General features: G+C 72.3%; 18 protein-coding genes. 6 read left to right on the forward strand and 12 right to left on the reverse strand.

Going from position 1 to position 19,643, the window contains the following annotated elements; all coding sequences use genetic code 11:
* Positions 1 to 40 precede the first annotated feature (40 nt).
* The 9 genes from KBX37_RS18840 to KBX37_RS18880 form a co-directional block, all read right to left on the reverse strand.
* Positions 41 to 670 carry a transcriptional regulator gene (locus KBX37_RS18840; protein ID WP_307849120.1) on the reverse strand — a complete coding sequence of 210 codons (630 nt, stop codon included), beginning with the start codon at positions 668 to 670 and terminating at the stop codon, positions 41 to 43.
* A 78-nt stretch (positions 671 to 748) separates the two neighbouring features.
* Entirely contained in the window at positions 749 to 1,765 is a 1,017-nt protein-coding gene (locus tag KBX37_RS18845) for a branched-chain amino acid ABC transporter permease (protein WP_210777256.1), read from the reverse strand.
* A complete protein-coding gene (locus tag KBX37_RS18850) occupies positions 1,762 to 2,643 on the reverse strand; it encodes a branched-chain amino acid ABC transporter permease (RefSeq protein WP_154938178.1) in 882 nt (293 codons plus the stop codon). The genes KBX37_RS18845 and KBX37_RS18850 overlap by 4 nt, the downstream gene beginning before the upstream one ends.
* Positions 2,640 to 3,890 (reverse strand): ABC transporter substrate-binding protein, encoded by a 1,251-nt coding sequence (locus KBX37_RS18855; protein ID WP_210777257.1) that lies wholly within the window; start codon positions 3,888 to 3,890, stop codon positions 2,640 to 2,642. Before KBX37_RS18855 ends, KBX37_RS18850 begins: the two co-directional genes overlap by 4 nt.
* A 51-nt stretch (positions 3,891 to 3,941) precedes the next feature.
* Positions 3,942 to 4,634 (reverse strand): ABC transporter ATP-binding protein, encoded by a 693-nt coding sequence (locus KBX37_RS18860; RefSeq protein ID WP_210777258.1) that lies wholly within the window; start codon positions 4,632 to 4,634, stop codon positions 3,942 to 3,944.
* Complete coding sequence (locus KBX37_RS18865) at positions 4,621 to 5,382, reverse strand: ABC transporter ATP-binding protein (protein ID WP_210777259.1); 762 nt, start codon at positions 5,380 to 5,382, stop codon at positions 4,621 to 4,623. Before KBX37_RS18865 ends, KBX37_RS18860 begins: the two co-directional genes overlap by 14 nt.
* A 330-nt stretch (positions 5,383 to 5,712) precedes the next feature.
* Entirely contained in the window at positions 5,713 to 6,789 is a 1,077-nt protein-coding gene (locus tag KBX37_RS18870; protein ID WP_210777260.1) for an alcohol dehydrogenase catalytic domain-containing protein, read from the reverse strand.
* A complete protein-coding gene (locus KBX37_RS18875; RefSeq protein WP_210777261.1) occupies positions 6,786 to 8,228 on the reverse strand; it encodes an aldehyde dehydrogenase family protein in 1,443 nt (480 codons plus the stop codon). The genes KBX37_RS18870 and KBX37_RS18875 overlap by 4 nt, the downstream gene beginning before the upstream one ends.
* A gap of 44 nt (positions 8,229 to 8,272) precedes the next feature.
* On the reverse strand, positions 8,273 to 8,926 hold the full coding sequence (locus tag KBX37_RS18880; RefSeq protein ID WP_088962792.1) for a TetR/AcrR family transcriptional regulator: 654 nt from the start codon (positions 8,924 to 8,926) through the stop codon (positions 8,273 to 8,275).
* Positions 8,927 to 9,010: 84 nt separating this feature from the next.
* Here KBX37_RS18880 and KBX37_RS18885 point away from each other — a divergent pair, with 84 nt between their 5' ends.
* Positions 9,011 to 10,183, forward strand: a complete 1,173-nt coding sequence (locus KBX37_RS18885) for an acyl-CoA dehydrogenase family protein (RefSeq protein ID WP_210777262.1) — start codon at positions 9,011 to 9,013, stop codon at positions 10,181 to 10,183.
* Between the two features lie 166 nt (positions 10,184 to 10,349).
* On the opposite strand, the gene KBX37_RS18890 is transcribed toward KBX37_RS18885, so the two are convergent.
* Positions 10,350 to 11,387 carry an aminotransferase class V-fold PLP-dependent enzyme gene (locus KBX37_RS18890; RefSeq protein WP_210777263.1) on the reverse strand — a complete coding sequence of 346 codons (1,038 nt, stop codon included), beginning with the start codon at positions 11,385 to 11,387 and terminating at the stop codon, positions 10,350 to 10,352.
* 97 nt (positions 11,388 to 11,484) lie between these two features.
* Positions 11,485 to 12,927: an NAD(P)/FAD-dependent oxidoreductase gene (locus tag KBX37_RS18895; protein ID WP_210777264.1), complete on the reverse strand. Its 1,443-nt coding sequence runs from the start codon at positions 12,925 to 12,927 to the stop codon at positions 11,485 to 11,487.
* A gap of 241 nt (positions 12,928 to 13,168) precedes the next feature.
* Between KBX37_RS18895 and KBX37_RS18900 the strand changes: the two genes are divergently transcribed.
* From KBX37_RS18900 to KBX37_RS18910, 3 genes are read left to right on the forward strand one after another with little or no spacing between them, the layout of a single operon-like run.
* Complete coding sequence (locus KBX37_RS18900; RefSeq protein WP_210777265.1) at positions 13,169 to 13,621, forward strand: SRPBCC family protein; 453 nt, start codon at positions 13,169 to 13,171, stop codon at positions 13,619 to 13,621.
* Positions 13,618 to 13,971: a metalloregulator ArsR/SmtB family transcription factor gene (locus KBX37_RS18905; protein ID WP_210777266.1), complete on the forward strand. Its 354-nt coding sequence runs from the start codon at positions 13,618 to 13,620 to the stop codon at positions 13,969 to 13,971. Before KBX37_RS18900 ends, KBX37_RS18905 begins: the two co-directional genes overlap by 4 nt.
* 47 nt (positions 13,972 to 14,018) lie before the next feature.
* Positions 14,019 to 14,462, forward strand: a complete 444-nt coding sequence (locus KBX37_RS18910; protein ID WP_210777267.1) for an SRPBCC domain-containing protein — start codon at positions 14,019 to 14,021, stop codon at positions 14,460 to 14,462.
* A gap of 147 nt (positions 14,463 to 14,609) precedes the next feature.
* Here the strand turns inward: KBX37_RS18910 and dnaE are convergent, their stop codons facing one another.
* The gene (gene dnaE / locus KBX37_RS18915) at positions 14,610 to 18,143 is read right to left on the reverse strand and encodes a DNA polymerase III subunit alpha (RefSeq protein ID WP_210777268.1); all 3,534 of its coding nucleotides are present in this window, start codon (positions 18,141 to 18,143) and stop codon (positions 14,610 to 14,612) included.
* Positions 18,144 to 18,386: 243 nt separating this feature from the next.
* On the opposite strand from dnaE, the gene KBX37_RS18920 reads away from it, so the two are divergent.
* Both KBX37_RS18920 and KBX37_RS18925 read left to right on the forward strand, forming a co-directional pair.
* On the forward strand, positions 18,387 to 18,926 hold the full coding sequence (locus tag KBX37_RS18920; protein ID WP_210777269.1) for an RNA polymerase sigma factor: 540 nt from the start codon (positions 18,387 to 18,389) through the stop codon (positions 18,924 to 18,926).
* Positions 18,919 to 19,482 carry a hypothetical protein gene (locus KBX37_RS18925; protein ID WP_307849121.1) on the forward strand — a complete coding sequence of 188 codons (564 nt, stop codon included), beginning with the start codon at positions 18,919 to 18,921 and terminating at the stop codon, positions 19,480 to 19,482. Before KBX37_RS18920 ends, KBX37_RS18925 begins: the two co-directional genes overlap by 8 nt.
* The last annotated feature ends 161 nt before the right edge of the window (positions 19,483 to 19,643 follow it).

A 19,643-nucleotide genomic window follows, 5' to 3' on the forward strand; every position in this document is an offset into this window, starting at 1 on the left:
TGGCCGGCACCCCCGAGCGGGGTGCCGGCCAGCGGCATGTCTAGGGCGATCCACCCGCCCCGCAGGCGGCGACGGCGGCGGCGAAGGTGGTGAGGCGTACCGACGGCGGCGGGAACGGCTCGATCCAGCCCGGGCCCGCGCCGAAGAGGCGTACCCGGGGAAAGTCGCGCCCGAAGCGGACCAGGCGATACGCGCGGCCGGTGAGCGGGATCTGCGACCAGACCAGGACGGTGTGCGGACGGACCCGCGCCACGGCGGCGGCCAGCGCGGCCCACGGCAGCGCGGGCCCCAGCAGCAGGCAGCCCCGGCCCCGCTCGCGCAGCGCGGCGGCGAGCGCGTGCAGCCCGAGGCAGTGCGCCTCCTGTTCGGCCCCGGCGAGCAGCACCCCGTTCGGCGGCAGGGGCCGACCCCGGTCCCGGCGGTAGCCGTCCAGGCCGATCCGGACGCCCTCGGAGAGCGCGTGTTCGATCGCGATCTCGGTGGCGCTGTGCCCCCGCAGTCCGCCGAGCAGCGGTCGGCAGACCCGCTCCCAGACCGGCGCCACGCCGGCGCCAGCCGCGAGGTCCCGCACCAGCGCGGCGATCCGGTTGGCGTCGAGGTCCTCGGCGGCCACCGCGAGCCGCTTGCGGGCAGCCTCGACGACGTCGGCCGGCATCGGTTCGGTCAGCACCAGACGTACCCCCGGGTGTGCGATCACTACCAGGGGGTTCGCTGGGACGGCGCGGTTCGGATGCGCCGTCGCGGGACTTCATCTGCGGCGGGCGGCCATCCAGCGCAGCGCCAGGGCGGAGACGGTGCCCCACAACCCGCGGCGGAACAACAGCACGACCAGGACGAAGATGCTGCCGGTCACCAGGCCGATCGCCTCGAATCCGGAGAACGACAGCCAGTCCTCCAACCGCACCACCACGGCCGCGCCGAGCACCCCGCCCCACAGCGTGCCGATGCCGCCGAGCACGACGACGATGACCGCCTTGCCGGAGGTGGTCCAGTGCAGCACGTCGAGGGAGACGAACCGGTGCCCGACGGCGAAGAGCCCGCCACCGAGACCGGCGATGAAGCCGGAGAGCACGAACGCGGTCAGCTTGTAGCGGTGCACCGGGTAGCCGAGGGCACGCGCCCGGGCCGGGTTGTCGCGGATGCCGACCAGCACCCGGCCGAACGGCGAGTGCGTGATCCGCCAGGCGGCGGCCAGGCCGAGCAGCACGATCGGCAGGATCGCGTAGTAGAAGTAGTAGTCGTCGGTCAGGTCGAGGCCGAACAGCGACCGGGGCACGCCCTGCAGGCCGTTCTCGCCCTTGGTGACCGAACGCCACTCGTTGGCCACGTAGTAGACCATCTGCGCGAAGGCCAACGTGACCATGGCGAAGTAGATGCCGGTCCGCTTCACCGCGAGGTAGCCGATGGGCAGCGCGAGCACCGCCGCGCCGAGCGCCCCGGCCAGCACGGCGACCGGGAACGGCAGGCCGGCGTGGATGGCGACCAGGCCGGTGAGGTACGCCGAGGTGCCCCAGAACGCCGCGTGCCCGAAGGACATCAGCCCGGTGAAGCCGAGCAGCAGGTCCACCGACACGGCGAAGAGCGCCCAGCAGAGGATGTCCACCGCCACCGCCGGGTAGAGCCCGTTGGGCAGCCAGAGCGCGGCGGCCAGCCCGGCGGCGAGCAGCGCGTACCGGACCCAGCCGGGCGCGCGGGCGACGGCGAGGAGCCCGGACGGCGGGGCCGGCCGGCTCGCCTCGGCCGGGGTGTCGACGGTGCTGGTCATGCCGGTGCCTCCTCACGGCCGAACAGCCCGGCCGGCCGCCAGAGCAGCACGGCGGCCATCACGACGAAGACGATCGTCTGGGACACGATGGGGAACTCGGACAGGTACGCCTCGCCCCACGCCTGCACCAGACCGATGCCGAAGCCGGCGGCGACCGAGCCGAAGATCGAGCCGAGGCCGCCGATCACCACCACCGCGAAGACCACGATGATCAGGTCGGCGCCCATCAGCGGGTTCACCGCCCGCATCGGGGCGGCGAGCACGCCGGCGAGCCCGGCCAGGCCGATGCCGAAGCCGAAGACCGGGGTCACCCACCGCCCGACGTCGATGCCGAACGCCCGGGTCAGCTCGGGCCGCTCGGTCGACGCCCGGACCACCATGCCGATCCGGGTACGGGTGAGCACCCACCACACCGCGACGCAGAGCAGCACCGCGAAGCCGAGGATGAAGACCCGGTACGTCGGGAAGTCGAAGAGTCCGAAGTCGACCGAGCCGCTGAGCTCGTCCGGGGTGGCGTACGGGCTGGACTGCACGCCGTAGCGGGTCTTCACCAGGTCCTGCAGGATCAGCGTCAGGCCGAAGGTGAGCAGGAAGTTGTAGAGCGGGTCGAGTCGGGTGAGCCGGTGGATGACGGCCCGTTCCAGGATCATGCCCACCACGGCGAGCGCCACCGGCATGATCACCAGGGCCGCCCAGAACGGCACGCCCGCCTCGGCCAGCAGCACGTACGCGCCGAAGGCGCCGAGCATGTAGAACGCGCCGTGGGCGAAGTTCACCACCCGGAGCATGCCGAAGATGACCGCGAGCCCGAGGGCGAGCAGGGCGTAGAACGCCCCGCTCACCAACCCGTTGAACGTGTTCTGGAGAAAACCGGTCACAGCTTGCAGTCCGGGGACGGGGCGCGGAACGCCTCGGCGGCCGGGATGGTCTTGAGCACCTTCACGTAGTCCCAGGGCTCGGCGACCTCGGCCTGCGGCTTCACCTGGGCGAGGTACGCGTCGTGGATCACCCGGTGGTCCTCGGCGCGGATCTTGCCGTTGCGCAGGAAGACGTCGTTGACCTCCTTGCCCTCCAGCCCCTTGACCACGGTGTCCGCGTCGTCGGTGCCGGCGGCCTGCACGGCCTCCAGGTACTGCATCGCCGCGGAGTAGTTGGCGGCGTGCGCGAAGGACGGCCGGGTCCCGGTCTCCTTCTGGAACCGGTCGGCGAACTCCCGGTTCTGCTGGTCGAAGTTCCAGTACCAGGCGTCGGTGTAGGTGGTGCCGGCCAGCGCGGCCGGGGTGAGCGAGTGGATGTCGGTGATGAACATCAGGCCGACCGCCAGGCCGACGCCCTTGTCCCGCAGCTTGAACTCGTTGTACTGCTTGACCACGTTGACCAGCTCGGCGCCGGCCTGCATGGTGCCGAGCACCTGCGGCTTGGGGTTCAGCGTCGGCGCCTTGAGCAGGAACGTCGAGTAGTCGCCGGTGGTGTTCGGGAACGGCGCGCCGTCCTTGCCGACCACGGTGCCGCCGGCGGCGGTGATGGCGGCGGTGAAGCTCTTCTCCATGTCCTGGCCGAAGGCGTAGTTCGGGTAGAGGATGTACCAGTTCTTGCCGACCTGCTCGGTGGTGGTCTTGCCGGTGCCGTTGGCCAGCATGTACGTGTCGTACGCGTAGTGGAACGTGTACTTGTTGCAGCTCTTGCCGGTCAGGTCGGTGGTCGCCGCGCCGATGTTGAAGTAGAGCTTCTTCTTCTCCTTCGCCACGTCGGCGACCTTCAGCGCGGCCGACGAGGTGGGCACGTCGAGGATCAGGTCGACGCCCTTGCGGTCGTACATCTCCTGGGCCTTGGCGTTGGCCACGTCCGGCTTGTTCTGGTGGTCGGCGGTCTCCACGATGATGTCGGTGGTCACCGCCTTGTCGCCGTGCTTGGCCTTGAAGTCGGCGATGGCCATCTCCACGGCCTTGACCGAGTTCTTCCCGGACAGCTCCGAGTAGGCCCCGGACTGGTCGTTGAGCACGCCCAGCACGATCTTGTCGCCGGTCAGCTTCTGGTCGCCGCCGGACTGGGGCCCACCGCCGCCGCAACCCGCGGCCAGCACCACCGCCGCCGAGGCGGCGGCCACACCCACGCTCCTACGCATGTCAATCCCCTTCGTACCGCGCGGACACCGCGCGGGTCAGCCGTCGAAAATTCAGATACCGAGGTACGCCAGCAACTCGCGCTCCCGCGAGCGCACCTCGGAGTTCGCCATCGCCTCCACGACGCGTCCCTCGGCCAGCAGGTAGTGCCGGTCGGCGACGCCGGTGGCAAAGTGCAGGTTCTGCTCGACCAGCAGCACGGTCACCCCGTGCTTCTTGGCCTCCCGCAGCAGGTCGCCCACCTGCTGCACGAGCAGCGGCGACAGGCCCTCGGTGGGCTCGTCGCAGAGCAGCAGCCGGGCGCCCATCCGCAGCACCCGGGCCAGGGCGAGCATCTGCTGCTCGCCGCCGGAGAGCATGGTCGCCGCCGAGTCGCGCCGGGAGTACAGGGCGGGGAACGCCTCGTACACCCGCTCCAGCGGCCACGGGTCGGGGCCGACCCGCGGCGGCAGCGTCAGGTTCTCGGTGACGCTGAGGGTGGCGTACGCGCCCCGGTCGTCGGGCACCCAGCCGAGGCCGAGCCGCGCCCGCTTGTACGCCGGCAACCGGCTGATGTCCCGCCCGTCCAGCTCGACGGTGCCGCGCTGGCCGGGGTGCAGCCCCATCACGCAGCGCAGCAGGGTGGACTTGCCGGCGCCGTTGCGCCCGACCAGGGTGACCACCTCGCCGGCGGCGACCTCCAGGCTCACGTCCCGCAGGACCTGCGCCTCGCCGTAGAAGGCGGAGAGGGTGTCAATGCGCAGCATCAGCGGCTCCCAGGTAGGCGGTGATGACCCGCTCGTCGGCGCGGACCTGCTCGTACGGGCCCTCGACCAGCACCGTGCCGGCCTGCAGCACGGTGACGGTGTCGGCGAGGCGGCCGACGACGCTCATGTTGTGCTCGACCATCACCACGGTGCGGCCGGCCCGGACCCGGGCGATCAGCTCCACCGTGCGGTCGACGTCCTCCAGCCCCATCCCGGCAGTCGGCTCGTCGAGCAGCAGCACCTTCGGGTCCAGGGCGAGGGCGATGGCCAGCTCCAGGGCGCGCTTGCGCCCGTACGCCAGCGCCTCGGCCGGGGCCTCGGCCAGCGCGCCGAGCCCGACCATGTCCAGCAGTTCGTCGGCCCGCTCCCGGTAGCGGCCCATCAGCTTGGCCGACCGCCAGAACCGCCAGCCGAGCCCGCTCGAGCTCTGCAACGCCAGCTCGACGTGCTCGCGGGCGGACAGCTGCGGGAACAGGCTGGTGATCTGGAACGAGCGGGCCACCCCGAGCCGGGCCACCTGCTCCGGGGGCAGGCCGGTGACGTCCCGGCCGTCCAGTTCGATCCGACCCTCGGTCGGCGGCAGGAAGCCGGTGAGCAGGTTGAACAGGGTGGTCTTGCCGGCACCGTTGGGGCCGACGAGCGCGTGCACACTTTCCGGGGCGATGTCGAGGTCGACGTGGTCGACCGCACGGAAGCCCCGGAAGTCACGGGTCAGCCCGCGCGCCGACAGGAGCGCTTGCCCGGCCATCGCCTCATCCTCCGCAGGTCACTGGCGACGACCGGGTCGGTGACCGGGGTCACAGGGCCGTCGCGTGGAGGAAACCTACGGGGAACGGCCGGAGTGCAGCCATGTCGGTCCGCCACACTTTCCGACCGGTCGGCGCGGGGCCGGCCGACATGAGCACCGTTCGGGAGCCGTCCGCAGGGGATCGACAGGCGTGAGCGGATGGTCTGGGAGACCGCTCCCATGTGGCCCGGCCACCTGACCCACGGGGGCGTGGCTGGCGTGGCCGGCCACGCCCGCAGGGGGCGGCCGGCCACGCCCACGCTCCCGGGACTCCGACGGCGGCCCACCGGGTCAGTCGGGGAAGGTGACCACCCAGCGGGCGCCCTCGCCCCGGGCGAGCCGGTCGAACGCCTCCGCCGCCTCGTCGAGGGTGACCAGCCCGCTGATCAGCGGAGTCAGGTCGAGCGTGCCGTCGCCGACCTCGCGGGCCAGGCCCGGCACCTCCCGATCGGGATCGGACGAGCCGTACACCGAGGAACGCAGCGTCCGGGCGGAGTGGAAGATGTCCAGCGCGGAGAGGCTGACCAGGTCGTCCTTGCCGCCCATGCCCACCACGGTCACCGCTCCCCCGCGCCGGGCGAGCCGCCAGGCGGTCCGGATGGTGGCCGCCCGCCCCACGCACTCGAAGGCGTGGTCGACGCCGCGCCCCTCGGTGAGCGCCCGGATCTCCTTCGACAGCCGGTCGTCGGGCGCGAGGAAGTGCGTCGCCCCGGCGGCGAGGGCCAGGCCCCGCTTGGCCTCGGCCACGTCGATCGCGACGATCGGGGCGGCGCCGGCGGCCCGGGCGGCGGTGAGCACCGACAGGCCGACCCCGCCGAGGCCGATCACCGCGACCGACTCGCCGGCGGCGACGCGGGCGGTGTTGCGGACCGCGCCGGTGCCGGTGAGCACGGCGCAGCCGAGCAGCGCGGCCCGCTCCGGCGGCAGGTCGTCGGGGACGGCGACGACGGCGGCCTCGGGCACCACCACCTCCTCGGCGAACGCGCCGAGCCCGAGCGTGACGTGCAACGCCTCGCCGTCGGCGGTCTCGCCGCGCGGTACGGCCGGGGCGGTGTTGGCGGCGCAGAGCCACGGCTCGCCGTGCCGGCAGTGCCAGCACCGCCGGCAGGCGGGCGCCCAGTTGAGCACCACCTGCGTGCCGACCGGTACGGCGGCGCCGGGGCCGGCCTCGATCACCACGCCGGCCGCCTCGTGCCCCAGCACCAGCGGGTACGCGGGCGCGAGGGTGCCGTTGACCATGGACAGGTCGGAGTGGCAGACGCCGGCGGCGCGGACGCGGACCCGCAGCTCGCCGGGGCCGGGCGCGGGCAGGCGGATCTCCTCGACGCGCAGCGGCGCGCCGGGCGCGCGGGCGACCAGCGCCCTCACCGCTGGATCGCCTTGATCTCGCGGAACTCGTCGATGCCGTACGGGCCCAGCTCCCGGCCCAGGCCGGACTGCTTGTAGCCGCCGAACGGCGCCCGCGGGTTGAACCCGCCGCCGTTGACGTCCACCTGGCCGGTACGCAGCCGCCGGGCCACCGCCAGCGCCCGGTCGGCGTCGGCGGACCAGACCGCGCCGGCCAGGCCGTAGCGGGAGTTGTTGGCGATGGCGACGGCCTCGTCGTCGTCGCCGAACGGAATGACGGCGAGCACCGGGCCGAAGACCTCCTCCTGGGCGAGCGCGCTGTCGGGGTGCACGTCGGCCAGCACGGTCGGGGCGACGAAGTGCCCCCGGGGCGGCAGCGGGGCGTCCGGGCCGCCGCAGACCAGGCGCGCCCCGTCGGCGAGGGCGCGGTCGACGTGGCCGCGCACCCGCTCGGCCTGGGCGGCGGAGACCAGCGGGCCGAGCCGGGTGTCCGGGTCGAACGGATCTCCCGGCCGGTACGCCGCGGCGGCCCGGGCGACCAGGTCGAGTGCCTCGTCGTACCGGTCGCGGTGGACCAGCATCCGGGTCCACGCGGTGCAGGTCTGCCCGGAGTTGAGCAGCGCGTTGCCCACCCCGACCTTGACGGCGGTGGGCAGGTCGGCGTCGGCGAGGATCAGGTTGGCCGACTTGCCGCCCAGCTCCAGGGCCACCCGGGCGATCCGGTCGGCGGCGAGGTGGGCGATCCGCCGGCCGGTGGTGGTGGACCCGGTGAACGAGACCATGTCCACGTCCGGGTGGGCGGCCAGGGCCTCGCCGACCACCGGCCCGGTGCCGGGCACCAGGTTGACCACACCGGCGGGCAGCCCGGCCTCGGCGACCGCGTCGAAGAGCAGGTACGCCGTCAGCGGGGTCAGCTCGCTGGGCTTGAGCACCACCGTGCAGCCGGCGGCCAGGGCGGGTGCCAGCTTGGCGACGACCTGGTGCAGCGGGTAGTTCCACGGGGTGATCGCGCCGACCACGCCGACCGGTTCGCGAACGACGAGCGAGTTGCCGATCGTCTCCTCGGCGGGCGGTCGGGCGGCCAGCTCGACGCAGTCGCGCAGCACGGTCAGCGGCAGGCCGGTCTGCACCCGGGCGGCCAGCTTGAGCGGGGTGCCGAGTTCGAGCGCGACGGTCCGGGCGATGTCCTCGGCGCGGGCGGTCAGCGCGGCGAGCAGCCGGTCGAGGTGGGCGGCGCGCTCGGCCGGCGCGGTGGCCGCCCAGCCGGGAAAGGCGGCCCGGGCGGCGGCGACGGCCCGGTCGACGTCGGCCGGGGTGCCGGCCGGCACCCGCCCGACGGTCTCCCCGGTGGCCGGGTTCTCCACGTCGATCGGCTCGGTCTCGGACGGGTCGGCCCAGGCGCCGCCGAGATAGAGGTGACGGCGGACCAGGAGCGCGGGGGGCGCGGCGGCGAGATCCATGTCGTCCTTCGGGGGTGAGGAAACTAGCGCTGGGAGTTTTGACGCTACCCGTTCGCCCCGGGTGGTTCCACCGCGAGTACGCGCCGGTGTTCGGCGGCGAGGCCGTGCAGCAGCGCGTCGAGGCCGAGGGCGAAGGCACCCTCGTCCACGCTGCGCTGGTGCTCGGCGAGCCGGTGCGCCTGGCCCAGGTGCGGGTAGTGCGCGGCGTACAGCTCCGGGTCCTCGACGAAGCCGCGGGCGAATGAGCCGAGCGCCGACCCGGCGACGAAGTACCGCATCGCCGCGCCGACGTGGGTGGCCCGGGCCGGCGGCCAGCCGGCCTTGACCAGTGCCCCGTAGACGGCGTCGGCCATGGCCAGCGCGGCCGGCCGCCGCCCGGGGCCCTGGGCCAGGTAGGGCACGACGTTCGGGTGGGCGGTCAGCGCCGCCCGGTACGACCAGGCCCAGCGGCGCAGCGCCTCGCGCCAGTCGTGGCGGCCGAAGAAGCCGATGTCCACGGCGACGGTGACGCTTTCGGCGACCGCGTCGAGGATGGCCTCCCGGTTGGCGAAGTGGTTGTAGAGCGAGGGACCCCGCACGCCGAGCGCGGCGGCGAGCCGCCGGGTGGAGAAGGCGGCCAGCCCGTCGGCGTCGATCAGGGCCAGGGCCGCAGCGACGATCCGGTCCCGGGTGAGCACCGGCTGCGGGGGTCGGGGCACGTCGACTCCTCGGGGGTCTGGACGACAGAAAACTTACACCGCTAGTTTAAGCGGGACGCAGCCACGACGGCGGAAGGGATCAGCATGGACTTCTCACTGACCGACGAGGAGCGGGCGGTCCGCGACACCGTCCGATCGTTCATCACCCGCGAGGTGATGCCGCTGGAACAGGAGGTGCTGCGCCGCGAGCGCGCGCACCAGCCCGGCCTGGAGCACGCCGAGTTGCGCGAGCTCCAGCAGAAGGCGCGCAAGTTCGGCTTCTGGGGGCTGGCCACCCCCGAGGAGTACGGGGGGATGGACCTGCCCGCCGTCATGCAGTCGCTGATCTGGACCGAGCTGGGCCGCACCTTCGTGCCGTTCCGCTTCGGCGGCGAGGCCGACAACATCCTCTTCCACGCCACCGAGGAGCAGAAGCGGGAGTTCCTCATCCCCACCATCGAGGGGGAACGGATCTCCTGCTTCGCCATCACCGAGCCGGGGGCCGGCTCGGACGCGGCCAACATCCGGCTGTCGGCCCGCCGCGACGGCGACGACTGGATCCTCGACGGCGAGAAGACCTTCATCACCAACGGCAACGACGCCGACTTCGCCATCGTGGTCGCGGTGACCGACCGGGAGAAGGGCGCCCGCAACGGCGGGGCGACCGCGTTCCTGGTGGACCGGGCGATGGGCTGGCGCTCGGAGTTCATCCAGACGATGGGCGAGGGCGGGCCGGCGTCGCTGATCTTCGACGGCGTACGGGTGCCGCACCGCAACATCCTCGGCGAGATCGGGCAGGGCTTCACGCTGGGCATGGAGTGGATCGGCAAGGGCCGCTACACCATCCCGTCGCACGCCATCGGCATCGCCGAGCGGGCGTTGCAGATGGCCATCGACTATGCCAACACCCGGGAGACCTTCGGCGCGAAGATCGGCACCAACCAGGCCATCCAGTGGATGATCGCCGACTCGGAGACCGAGCTGGAGGCGGCCCGCTGGCTGGTGCTGCGCTCCGCCTGGACGGTCGACCAGGGCATGGACCCCCGGCACGCCTCCTCGATGGGCAAGCTCTACGGCGCCGGCATGGTCAACCGGGTGGTGGACCGGGTGCTCCAGATCCACGGCGGCATGGGCTACACCCGCGAACTGCCGGTCGAGCGCTGGTACCGGCAGGTGCGGCTCTACCGGATCTTCGAGGGCACCGACGAGATGCAGCGGCTGATCATCTCGCGGGACCTGCTGCGCGGGTACACGAAGATCGGCGGTCACCTGGCCTGAGTCCGCGCCGGCTCCTCGGTTCCCCGCCTGCCCCGGTGCCTGATTCGGCCAGGTCGAACCGTGACGAGGGTCGAGGAGTTGGCGGCCCGGTGAGCCGGACTGCTCGGGTGGGCGGCGATGACAGCCGCCCACCCGCACGCTCGCCCGCCACGTGACCTGAGCGGGCTCAGCCGGTCAGCGCCGTCAGGGCGGCGTCCACATCGGCCTCGCTGGAGTACACGTGGAAGGAGGCGCGGACCCGCCCGGCGCGCACCGCCGCCCGGATTCCGGCCCGCTCCAGCCGCTGCTCGGCGTCGGGCACGTCCACGGCGACGATGGCGCTCTCCCCCGGCGGCCGACCCAGCCCGGCCAGGAACCGGTTGGCCAGCGCCACGTCGTGCGCCCGGATCGCCGGCACGCCGATCTCGGCGACCACCTCCAGTGCGGGCGCCGCGCCGACCCAGCTGAACCAGGCGGGCGAGATGTCGAACCGGCGGGCGTCGTCCGCCAGCCGCAGCGGCGGGCCGTAGTAGGAGGCGTGCGGGTCGGCGCCCGCGTACCAGCCGGCGGCGTCCGGACGCAGCCGCTCGCGCAGCTCGGGCGCCAGGTAGGCGTACGCGCAACCGCGCGGGCCCATCAGCCACTTGTACCCGCCCACCGCCACCACGTCGGCCCGGCTCCCGTCGAACGGCAGCCAACCACACGCCTGGGTCGCGTCCACCGCGACCAGCGCACCGTGCGCCCGGGCCGCGGCCACGATCTCGTCGTACGCCGCCACGGCGCCGTCGGCGGACTGCACCAGGCTGAACGCGACCAGATCGGTGTCGGCGTCGATCGCGTCGACCAGCCCCGTCAGCGGCACGGTGCGGACCGTGACGCCGCGCTCCTGCTGAGCCAGCCAGGGAAACAGGTTCGAGGTGAACTCGACCTCGGGGACCACCACGTTCGCGCCCGCCGGGAGGGCCGCCGCGACCGGTGCGAGGAGCTGGGACACGGCCGCGCCGGCCGCCACGTCCCCGGCCGGTACGCCGACCAGGCCGGCGAACGCGGCCCGGGCCCGGTCCACCGACTGCCCCCAGCCCTCCCAGGAAGTGCTCCCGATCCGCCAGTCGGCCAGCGCCTCCTGCAATGCCGTCCAGGCCGGCTCGGGCGGGAGCCCGTAGGAGGCGGTGTTCAACCAGCCGGGCTCCGGCTTCCACAACTGCTGCGCCTGCTCGATGTCCACGGCACCGACGCTAGGCGGGGTGGCGTCGGATGGGCACGGCCAATCGGCGACCGGCGGCCTGCGGCACATCGGCACGCACTGACCGGTCTGGCGACTGCTAGGACTGCCGGAGGTTGCTGGCCGACCCGGTGGCGGCAGGGCGCCGGAACAGGCCGAGCCGGAGCGCCCGGAGCAGGGTGCCGGGCTGGCTCAGCGTCGCCGGATGGTCGAGCATGGTGGTGACCCGGCCCAGCCGGGCGCTGAGCACCGGATCGGTCAGCGAGGTCCGGAAGAGCAGGTCACCGAACCACTTGGTGACCCGGTACCCCGGCGGATACGGCCCGTCGACATGCGGAAGCTCGATGTCGGCGGTGGTGGAGGTCTGCCAGGCGGCATCGACGATCACCCGGACCCGCTCGAAGTAGGCCCGCGCCGGCTCCTCGTGCAGGTTCGGGCTGGACCGGAGGTACGCCGACAGGCAGGAGGCGTGCAGCATCGCGGAGGTCATGCCCTGGCCGTACACCGGGTTGAAGGAGGCGATCGCGTCCCCGGCGGCAACCAGTCCGGCGGGCATCCGGTCGAGCTTGTGGAAGTCCCGGCGTCGGCTGTCAGCCTGGTGGTACGTGACCACGCCGCCGAGCATCTCACCGTACTCCGCGATGTCACCGAACATCTGCGGATAGTGCTCCCGGCAGCGGGCGGTGAAGTCGGCGACGTCGCGGCTGGGCCGGTCCTCGTCGTAGCCGGCCACCAACATGATCCAGCGGTCCCCCTCGACCGAGTTGATCCCACCGATCCGAGCGGTACGACCCTTGCCGGCCATGGTGTGGTAGACCACCACCCAGGCGTCGCTGACCTTCTCGTCCTGCTTGAAGAGCGCGGTCGCGTAGTTCAGTTTGATCGGCATCCGCCGCATCGGCGGGCGGGGCCACCCGTTGTCGGCCAGCCAGTCGCTCAGCCGGCTGGACCGTCCCATCGCGTCGACCACCAGGTCCGCCGGTTCGACCACCGGCTCACCACCGCCCTCGGGCACGTACCGGGCGCCGGTGACGCGCCGGTCGGCGAGGACCAGGCCGTCCGCACGGCCGTACACCATCCGGATGTTGTCCACGGCGAGGGTCCGCCGCCGGACCAGCGCCTCGAGGAACGGTCGCGTGGTGATCAGCGTCGGACCGGTGCCGGACGGTGCCGGCGGCAGCCCCAGCACACCGTTCACGAAGATCTTCGCCGCGCCCTCGTCGCTGGGTGGCGGCGGGGCACCGAGCGCGTGCGCCTCGTCGACGATGCCGGGAAACCACCGTTCCAACTGGATCTGACCGGCGGGCAGCAGCGCGTGCACCTGGCTGCCCTGCGGCACGCCCGGCCGGGGCCCGTCCTTCACGTCGGACGGATCGCGCTCGATGATCAGCACCTCCTCGGCGTGGTCACTCAACACCCGAGCCGCCATCAGTCCGCCGATGCTGCCGCCCAGCACCACGGCACGACGCATGACCACTGTGGTCTGAGCCGGCCGCTCGGCGGTCGCGATCTCCGCGAAGAGCCGGGACGGAGAGGGGGGCATACGATCACTCCTCGAGTGGTCGGGAAACCTCGACACCCACGACCGTAGCCACCGGAGCCCCCGCCGTCATTGGTCAACCGACGTGCCGCGGCTCGCCTCGGTCCTTGGGTCGACCCGGTCGCCCGGGCCTGCCGCCGGGGCGGTTGCTCATCCCCTGAGAAGCAACCGATGGTTGCGCGATGACGGGCGGTCGGCTAGCGTGACGTGCAACCAAGGGTTGCATATCAAGGAGTGGCGGAGCATGGAGTACGGCAGCATCGAACGGGAGATCCACGTCGACGCCTCGCCGGAGGTGGTCTTCGAGGTCGTCAGCAGCCCCGAGCACATGTCGCAGTGGTGGACCGACGACGCCGACTTCGAGGCGACTCCCGGCGCGGTCGGTGAGCTCGTCTGGGGCGACCGGGCACAGGTCGTCCCGATGGTCGTGGTGAACGCCGAGCCCCCTCGACTGTTCTCGTTCCGCTGGTGTCACCCCGAGGGCCAGGTCGACGACCGGGCCAACTCGCTGCTGGTCACCTTCGAACTCACCCCGTCGGGCACGGGCACCAGGATCCGGCTCACCGAGACCGGGTTCCGGGAGATGGGCTGGGAGGCCGCGAAGCTGGAGGAGCAGTACCGCGACCACGTCGCCGGCTGGGACACCTTCGTCCCCCGGCTCGGGGAGTACCTGGCCCGGCTGGTGTCGACCCGGTGACCGCCGCCGTCGACGACGACCTGTGGTCCGCGGTGGGGGATCCGACCCGTCGGCGGATGCTCGACCTGCTCCTGGCCGATGGCGACGGCACGGCCACCAGCCTCAGCGAGCGGCTGCCCGTGACACGGCAGGCCATCGCGAAACACCTCGGCGTGCTCGACCGGGTGGGCCTGGTGCGCTCCACCCCCGCCGGGCGCGAGCGAAGGTACCGGGTGGACGAGGCGCAGCTCGCCCGGGCGGTCGCGCAACTGTCCTCGGTCGGAGCGGCGTGGGACGGCCGGCTCCGGCGCATCAAGCGGATCGCCGAGGCTGTCCAGCGCACGAAGGACCAGCGCGGCACCCAGCAGTGACGTCATGAGGGTCATCCGAGAACCGACACCAGAGAGAAGGATCGAACATGGTGGACATCCTGCACAAAGTCGGAATCACGTCGTCCACGGCCGAGGTCTACACGGCCCTGACCACCGTCGAGGGACTCGCCGGCTGGTGGACGACCAACACCGGGGGCGTCGGCGACGGCCCCGGCGGCGTGCTCCAGTTCCGGTTCGCAGCCGGCGGATTCGACATGAAGGTCCTCGAGCTCGACCCCGGCAGGCGCGTGCTGTGGGAGGTGGTCGACGGACCTGACGAGTGGATCGGCACGCAGGTGGACTGGCGCCTCGCTCAGGTCGACGACTACGCCGTCGTGCTCTTCAGCCACCGGGGCTGGAAGGAGCCGGTGGATTTCATGCACCACTGCAGCACCAAGTGGGCGGTCTACCTGCTGAGCCTGAAGTCGCTGATCGAGACCGGAAAGGGCGCTCCGCACCCCCACGACGTCAAGATCGACAGCTGGGACTGACGGTCCGCTCGGTCCTGACATCTCGCACCGGCGCGAAGCCACGACGCCACCTCCACCGGCAGCATCGCTACCGGTGGAGGTGGCGCCATGGTCAGGTAGATCGGCGAGCGGCTGCCCGCCACCCTGGCGCGACGTCCCCCGGCCGGGTCAGCTCACGTTGGCCGGGCCGAGCACGCTCTTCAGGTCGCCCATCAGCGCGGTGGTCGCCGCCACCCGGAACGGGCCCAGCCGCAGCGTGGTGGTCTTGCCGCCGTTGAGCAGCTTGACGTGCACCTCGGTGTCGCCGGGGTGCAGCACCAGGGTCTCCTTGAGCCGTTCCACCAGCGGCGGCGTGCAGCGGTGCACCGGGATGGTGAGGGTGACCGGCTTGTTGGCCGGGTTGCTGCTGACGTCCGGCATGGACATGTCCATCGCCATGATCCGCGGCGTGTCGTCGCGGCGGTCCACCCGACCCTTGACCACCACGATGGCGTCCTCGGCGATGTACTGCCCGATCACCTCGTAGGTGTTCGGGAAGAACAGCGTCTCCACGCCGCCGGCCAGGTCCTCCAAAGTGGCCGAGGCCCAGGCCCGGCCCTGCTTGGTGACCCGGCGCTGCACGCCGGAGAGGATGCCGGCCAGGGTGACCACCGCGCCGTCCGGGACGGTGCCCTCCTCGGAGAGGGAAGCGATGGTGCAGTCCGCCGCCGCATTGAGGACGTGCTCCAGGCCGAAGAGCGGGTGGTCGGAGACGTAGAGGCCGAGCATCTCCCGCTCGAAGGCGAGCTTGTCCCGCTTGTCCCACTCGTTGCCCGCGATGGTCGGCATGACCGTGGTGCTGCCGCCGGTGTCGGCGTCGCCGAAGCCGGCGCCGAAGAGGTCGTACTGGCCGACCGCCTCCTTGCGCTTGACGTCGGCGTACGCGTCGATGGCGTCGGCGTGCACGGCGAGCAGGCCCTTGCGGGTGTGCCCGAGCGAGTCGAAGGCGCCGGCCTTGATCAGGGATTCGATGGTCTTCTTGTTGCAGGCCACCGCGTCGACCTTGGCGAGGAAGTCGTAGAAGTCGGCGTACTCGCCCTTCTCCTCCCGGCACCGCATGATCGCGGCCACCACGTTCGCGCCGACGTTGCGGACGGCGGCGAGACCGAAGCGGATGTCCTGGCCGACCGGGGTGAACGGCCCGGCCGAGGTGTTCACGTCCGGCGGCAGGACCTGGATCCGCATCCGGCGGCACTCCGACAGGTAGAGCGCCATCTTGTCCTTGTCGTCACCGACCGAGGTGAGCAGCGCCGCCATGTACTCGGCCGGGTAGTGCGCCTTGAGGTACGCCGTCCAGTACGACACCAGCCCGTACGCGGCGGAGTGCGCCTTGTTGAAGGCGTAGCCGGCGAACGGGACCAGCACGTCCCACACCGCCTGGATCGCCTCGTCGGAGTAGCCGCGCTCGCGGCAGCCGTCCCGGAACGGGATGAACTCCTTGTCGAGGATCTCCTTCTTCTTCTTGCCCATCGCCCGGCGCAGCAGGTCGGCCTGGCCCAGGGTGTAGCCGGCGAGGATCTGTGCGGCGCGCTGCACCTGCTCCTGGTAGACGATCAGGCCGTGGGTGGGCGCCAGGATCTCCCGCAGCGGCTCCTCCAGCTGCGGGTGGATCGGGGTGATCTCCTGGAGGCCGTTCTTGCGCAGCGCGTAGTTGGTGTGCGAGTCGACGCCCATCGGGCCGGGCCGGTACAGCGCCAGCACGGCGGAGATGTCCTCGAAGTTGTCCGGCTTCATCAGCCGCAGCAGGGAGCGCATCGGCCCGCCGTCGAGCTGGAACACGCCGAGGGTGTCACCCCGGGCCAGCAGCTCGTAGGCGGCCTTGTCGTCCAGCGGCAGGGCCAGCAGGTCGAGTTCCCGGCCGTGGTTGAGCTGGATGTTCTTGACCGCGTCGTCGATGATCGTCAGGTTGCGCAGGCCGAGGAAGTCCATCTTCAACAGCCCGAGCGACTCGCAGGTCGGGTAGTCGAACTGGGTGATGATCGCCCCGTCGGCGTCCCGGCGCATCAGCGGGATGTGGTCGATGATCGGCTCGGCGGACATGATGACGCCGGCGGCGTGCACGCCGGTCTGCCGGATCAGCCCCTCGATGCCCTTCGCGGTGTCGATGACCTTCCGGACGTCCGGGTCGGACTCGTAGAGGCCACGGATCTCGCCGGCCTCGGCGTAGCGCGGGTGCTTCGGGTCGAAGATGCCGGAGAGCGGGATGTCCTTGCCCATCACCGCCGGGGGCATCGCCTTGGTGATCCGGTCGCCGACCGCGTACGGGAAGCCGAGCACCCGGGCCGAGTCCTTGATCGCGGCCTTCGCCTTGATCGTGCCGAAGGTCGCGATCTGGGCGACCTTGTCCTCGCCCCACTTGTCGGTGACGTACTTGATCACCTCACCGCGCCGGCGCTCGTCGAAGTCGATGTCGACATCGGGCATCGAGACGCGCTCGGGATTGAGGAACCGCTCGAAGATCAGGCCGTGCGGGATCGGGTCCAGGTCGGTGATGCCCAGGGCGTACGCGACCAGCGAGCCGGCGGCCGAGCCACGGCCCGGGCCCACCGCGATGCCCTGGCTCTTGGCCCACTGGATGAAGTCGGCGACCACGAGGAAGTACGAGGGGAAGCCCATCTGGTTGATGACGCCCAGCTCGTACTCGGCCTGCGCGACGTGCCCCTCCGGGATCCCGTTGGGGTAGCGGCGGGCCAGGCCGGCGAAGGTCTCCTTGCGGAACCAGGACTCCTCGGTCTCCCCCTCGGGCACCGGGAAGCGCGGCATCAGGTTGTGGAACTCGAACATGCCGGCCGGGTCGACCTTCTCGGCGACCAGCAGGGTGTTGCGGCAGCCCTGCTGCCACAGTTCCGAGGAGTCGACCGCGCGCATTTGCTCGGCGGACTTGATGAAGTAGCCGCCGCCCTCGAACCGGAACCGGTTCGGGTCGTCGATGTTGCTGCCGGTCTGCACGCAGAGCAGCACGTCGTGCGCGGTGGCCTGGGCCTCGTGGGTGTAGTGCGAGTCGTTGGTGACCACCGGCGGGATGTCCAGCTTGCGGGCGATCTCGGTGAGCCCGTCGCGGACCCGGCGCTCGATCGAGAGGCCGTGGTCCATGATCTCCAGGAAGTAGTTCTCCCTGCCGAAGATGTCCTGGTAGCTGGCGGCGACCTTGAGCGCCTCGTCGAACTGGCCCAGCCGCAGCCGGGTCTGCACGGCGCCGGAAGGGCAGCCGGTGGTGGCCATGATGCCCTCGGCGTGCTCGGCGATCAGCTCCATGTCCATCCGGGGCCACTTGACGTAGTGGCCCTCCATCGAGGCGCGCGAGTTGAGGGTGAAGAGGTTCTTCAGGCCGGTGGCGTTCTTCGCCCACATGGTCTTGTGGGTGATGGCGCCGTTACCCGAGACGTCGTCGCTCTTCTGCTCCGGCCGGCCCCACTTGACCCGCGCCTTGTGGAAGCGCGACTCCGGCGCGACGTACGCCTCGACGCCGAGGATCGGGGTGATGCCGGCGTCCATCGCCTGCTTGTAGAAGTCGTTCGCGCCGTGCATGTTGCCGTGGTCGGTGATCGCCACCGCCGGCATCCCGAGCCGGTTCGCCTCGGCGAAGAGGTCCTTGAGCCGGGCCGCCCCGTCGAGCATCGAGTACTCGGTGTGTACGTGCAGATGCGCGAACGAATCGCCCATGCGTGGCGCCCCCCCGGGTCGGTCTCATGGGTGGTCGGAAGTCGGTCGGCCCACCCTATCCCCGGGCCCACGGACGTCTCCAGCGCACCGCGCGGACAGACCGCCGCCGGGTGGTGTGGATCTCCCGGAGAGCCCGCCCGAGGGGGTCGCGGCCGGGTCGGCTGCCCGACTCGGGATCCCGGGAAGGCCGGCGCCGCCGTAGCCTGGACGGCACGGCGCACCGGCGGACCGGGGGACGGTGTGATGCTTCTCGCGGACGACATCGACGACCTGGCCAGGGCGGCCGCGCGCGGCGAACCGGGCGCGGTCGAGGCGCTGCTGGCGGCCGTGCGTCCCGAGGTGCTGCGGCTCTGCGCCCGCCTGCTGCCCCACCGGGAGGACGCCGAGGAGGCGTGCCAGGACGCCCTGCTCGCACTCGCCCGGGGCGTCGGCCGCTTCGAGGGCCGGTCGTCGTTCCACACCTGGCTCTACCGGCTCACCGCCAACCGGGCCCGGTCGACGTACCGGGCGCTGCGCCGGCGCTGGCTGGTCGAGTCCGGCGGCGTGCCGCTGCCCGATCCGCCCGACCCGAGGCGAACCAGCGTGGTTGCCGGCACCCGGCTGGACCTGCTCGACGCGCTGGACGCGGTGCGCCCCGAACTCGCCGAAGCGGTGACGCTGCGCGACGTGCTCGGGCTGAACTACCGCGAGATCGCCGCCCTGCTCGACGTGCCGGAGGGCACCGCGAAGTCCCGCGTCCACCTGGCCCGGAGGCAGGTCCGGCAGCGGATGTCCGGTGACTGAGACCCGGCACCGCCGGACCGTCGCGCTGCTCGCGGCCGCCCGCCGCTCGTCGGGTCCGGTGGCCACGCTGGCCGTGCTCGCGTCGGTGGCGGCCTGCGGGCAGACCCCGGTCGCGCCGCTGCCGGTGCGGCCGCCGACCCCGGCGGTCACCCCGTCGACCCCCGCCGCGCCGGCCCCGTCCGCACTCCCCGGCCCGGCCACCCTCGCCGCCACGCCGCGACCGCCCGCACCGGTCGGACCCGCGCCGACCCGCCGCAGGGGTACGCGCTCACCGTCGCCGAGCCCGCGGTCGAGCGCCTGTCTCGGCCCGGTCCGCTACGACCTGGTCCTCGCCGAGACCGAGGTGGCCCTGCTGAAGTCGCTGTGTCTGGCCGCCGGTGCGGTGCTGCGCATCCAGGGCATCGGCCCGGGCGAGGGGACCGTGGACCGGGAGGACCTGGTCTCCCGCAGCTACGAGGCCGGGGTGGTGGACATCCGGTTCCTGCGCGCCGGCACGGTCCGGGTGACCATCCCGCAGGGCGGCGAGGCGCACCCGGTCGCCGTGGTGGTGGTCTAGTCGCCGGTGGCGCGCACCCGCACCCCGGCCAGCAGCGCGTCCACGAAGTCGGTCCCGCCGCCGGCGGGCGGCGCGACCTGCACGTAGAGCAGGGCGTCCCGGCCGGCGGCGAGCCCGGCCGCCTCGACGAGCACCGGCCGGCCGGCCGGCCGGTGCTCGCC

The organism is Micromonospora sp. U56 (genome assembly GCF_018070095.1).
Classification (GTDB): domain Bacteria; phylum Actinomycetota; class Actinomycetes; order Mycobacteriales; family Micromonosporaceae; genus Micromonospora; species Micromonospora purpureochromogenes.

What these genes read in the sequence shown, in the direction of transcription:
- KBX37_RS18845 (WP_210777256.1), bottom strand. Translation starts at nt 1,765, where the DNA reads ATGACCAGCACCGTCGACACCCCGGCCGAGGCGAGCCGGCCGGCCCCG.
- KBX37_RS18855 (WP_210777257.1), bottom strand. Translation starts at nt 3,890, where the DNA reads ATGCGTAGGAGCGTGGGTGTGGCCGCCGCCTCGGCGGCGGTGGTGCTG.
- KBX37_RS18860 (WP_210777258.1), bottom strand. Translation starts at nt 4,634, where the DNA reads ATGCTGCGCATTGACACCCTCTCCGCCTTCTACGGCGAGGCGCAGGTC.
- KBX37_RS18865 (WP_210777259.1), bottom strand. Translation starts at nt 5,382, where the DNA reads ATGGCCGGGCAAGCGCTCCTGTCGGCGCGCGGGCTGACCCGTGACTTC.
- KBX37_RS18875 (WP_210777261.1), bottom strand. Translation starts at nt 8,228, where the DNA reads ATGGATCTCGCCGCCGCGCCCCCCGCGCTCCTGGTCCGCCGTCACCTC.
- KBX37_RS18885 (WP_210777262.1), top strand. Translation starts at nt 9,011, where the DNA reads ATGGACTTCTCACTGACCGACGAGGAGCGGGCGGTCCGCGACACCGTC.
- KBX37_RS18895 (WP_210777264.1), bottom strand. Translation starts at nt 12,927, where the DNA reads ATGCCCCCCTCTCCGTCCCGGCTCTTCGCGGAGATCGCGACCGCCGAG.
- KBX37_RS18900 (WP_210777265.1), top strand. Translation starts at nt 13,169, where the DNA reads ATGGAGTACGGCAGCATCGAACGGGAGATCCACGTCGACGCCTCGCCG.
- KBX37_RS18910 (WP_210777267.1), top strand. Translation starts at nt 14,019, where the DNA reads ATGGTGGACATCCTGCACAAAGTCGGAATCACGTCGTCCACGGCCGAG.
- dnaE (WP_210777268.1), bottom strand. Translation starts at nt 18,143, where the DNA reads ATGGGCGATTCGTTCGCGCATCTGCACGTACACACCGAGTACTCGATG.
- KBX37_RS18920 (WP_210777269.1), top strand. Translation starts at nt 18,387, where the DNA reads ATGCTTCTCGCGGACGACATCGACGACCTGGCCAGGGCGGCCGCGCGC.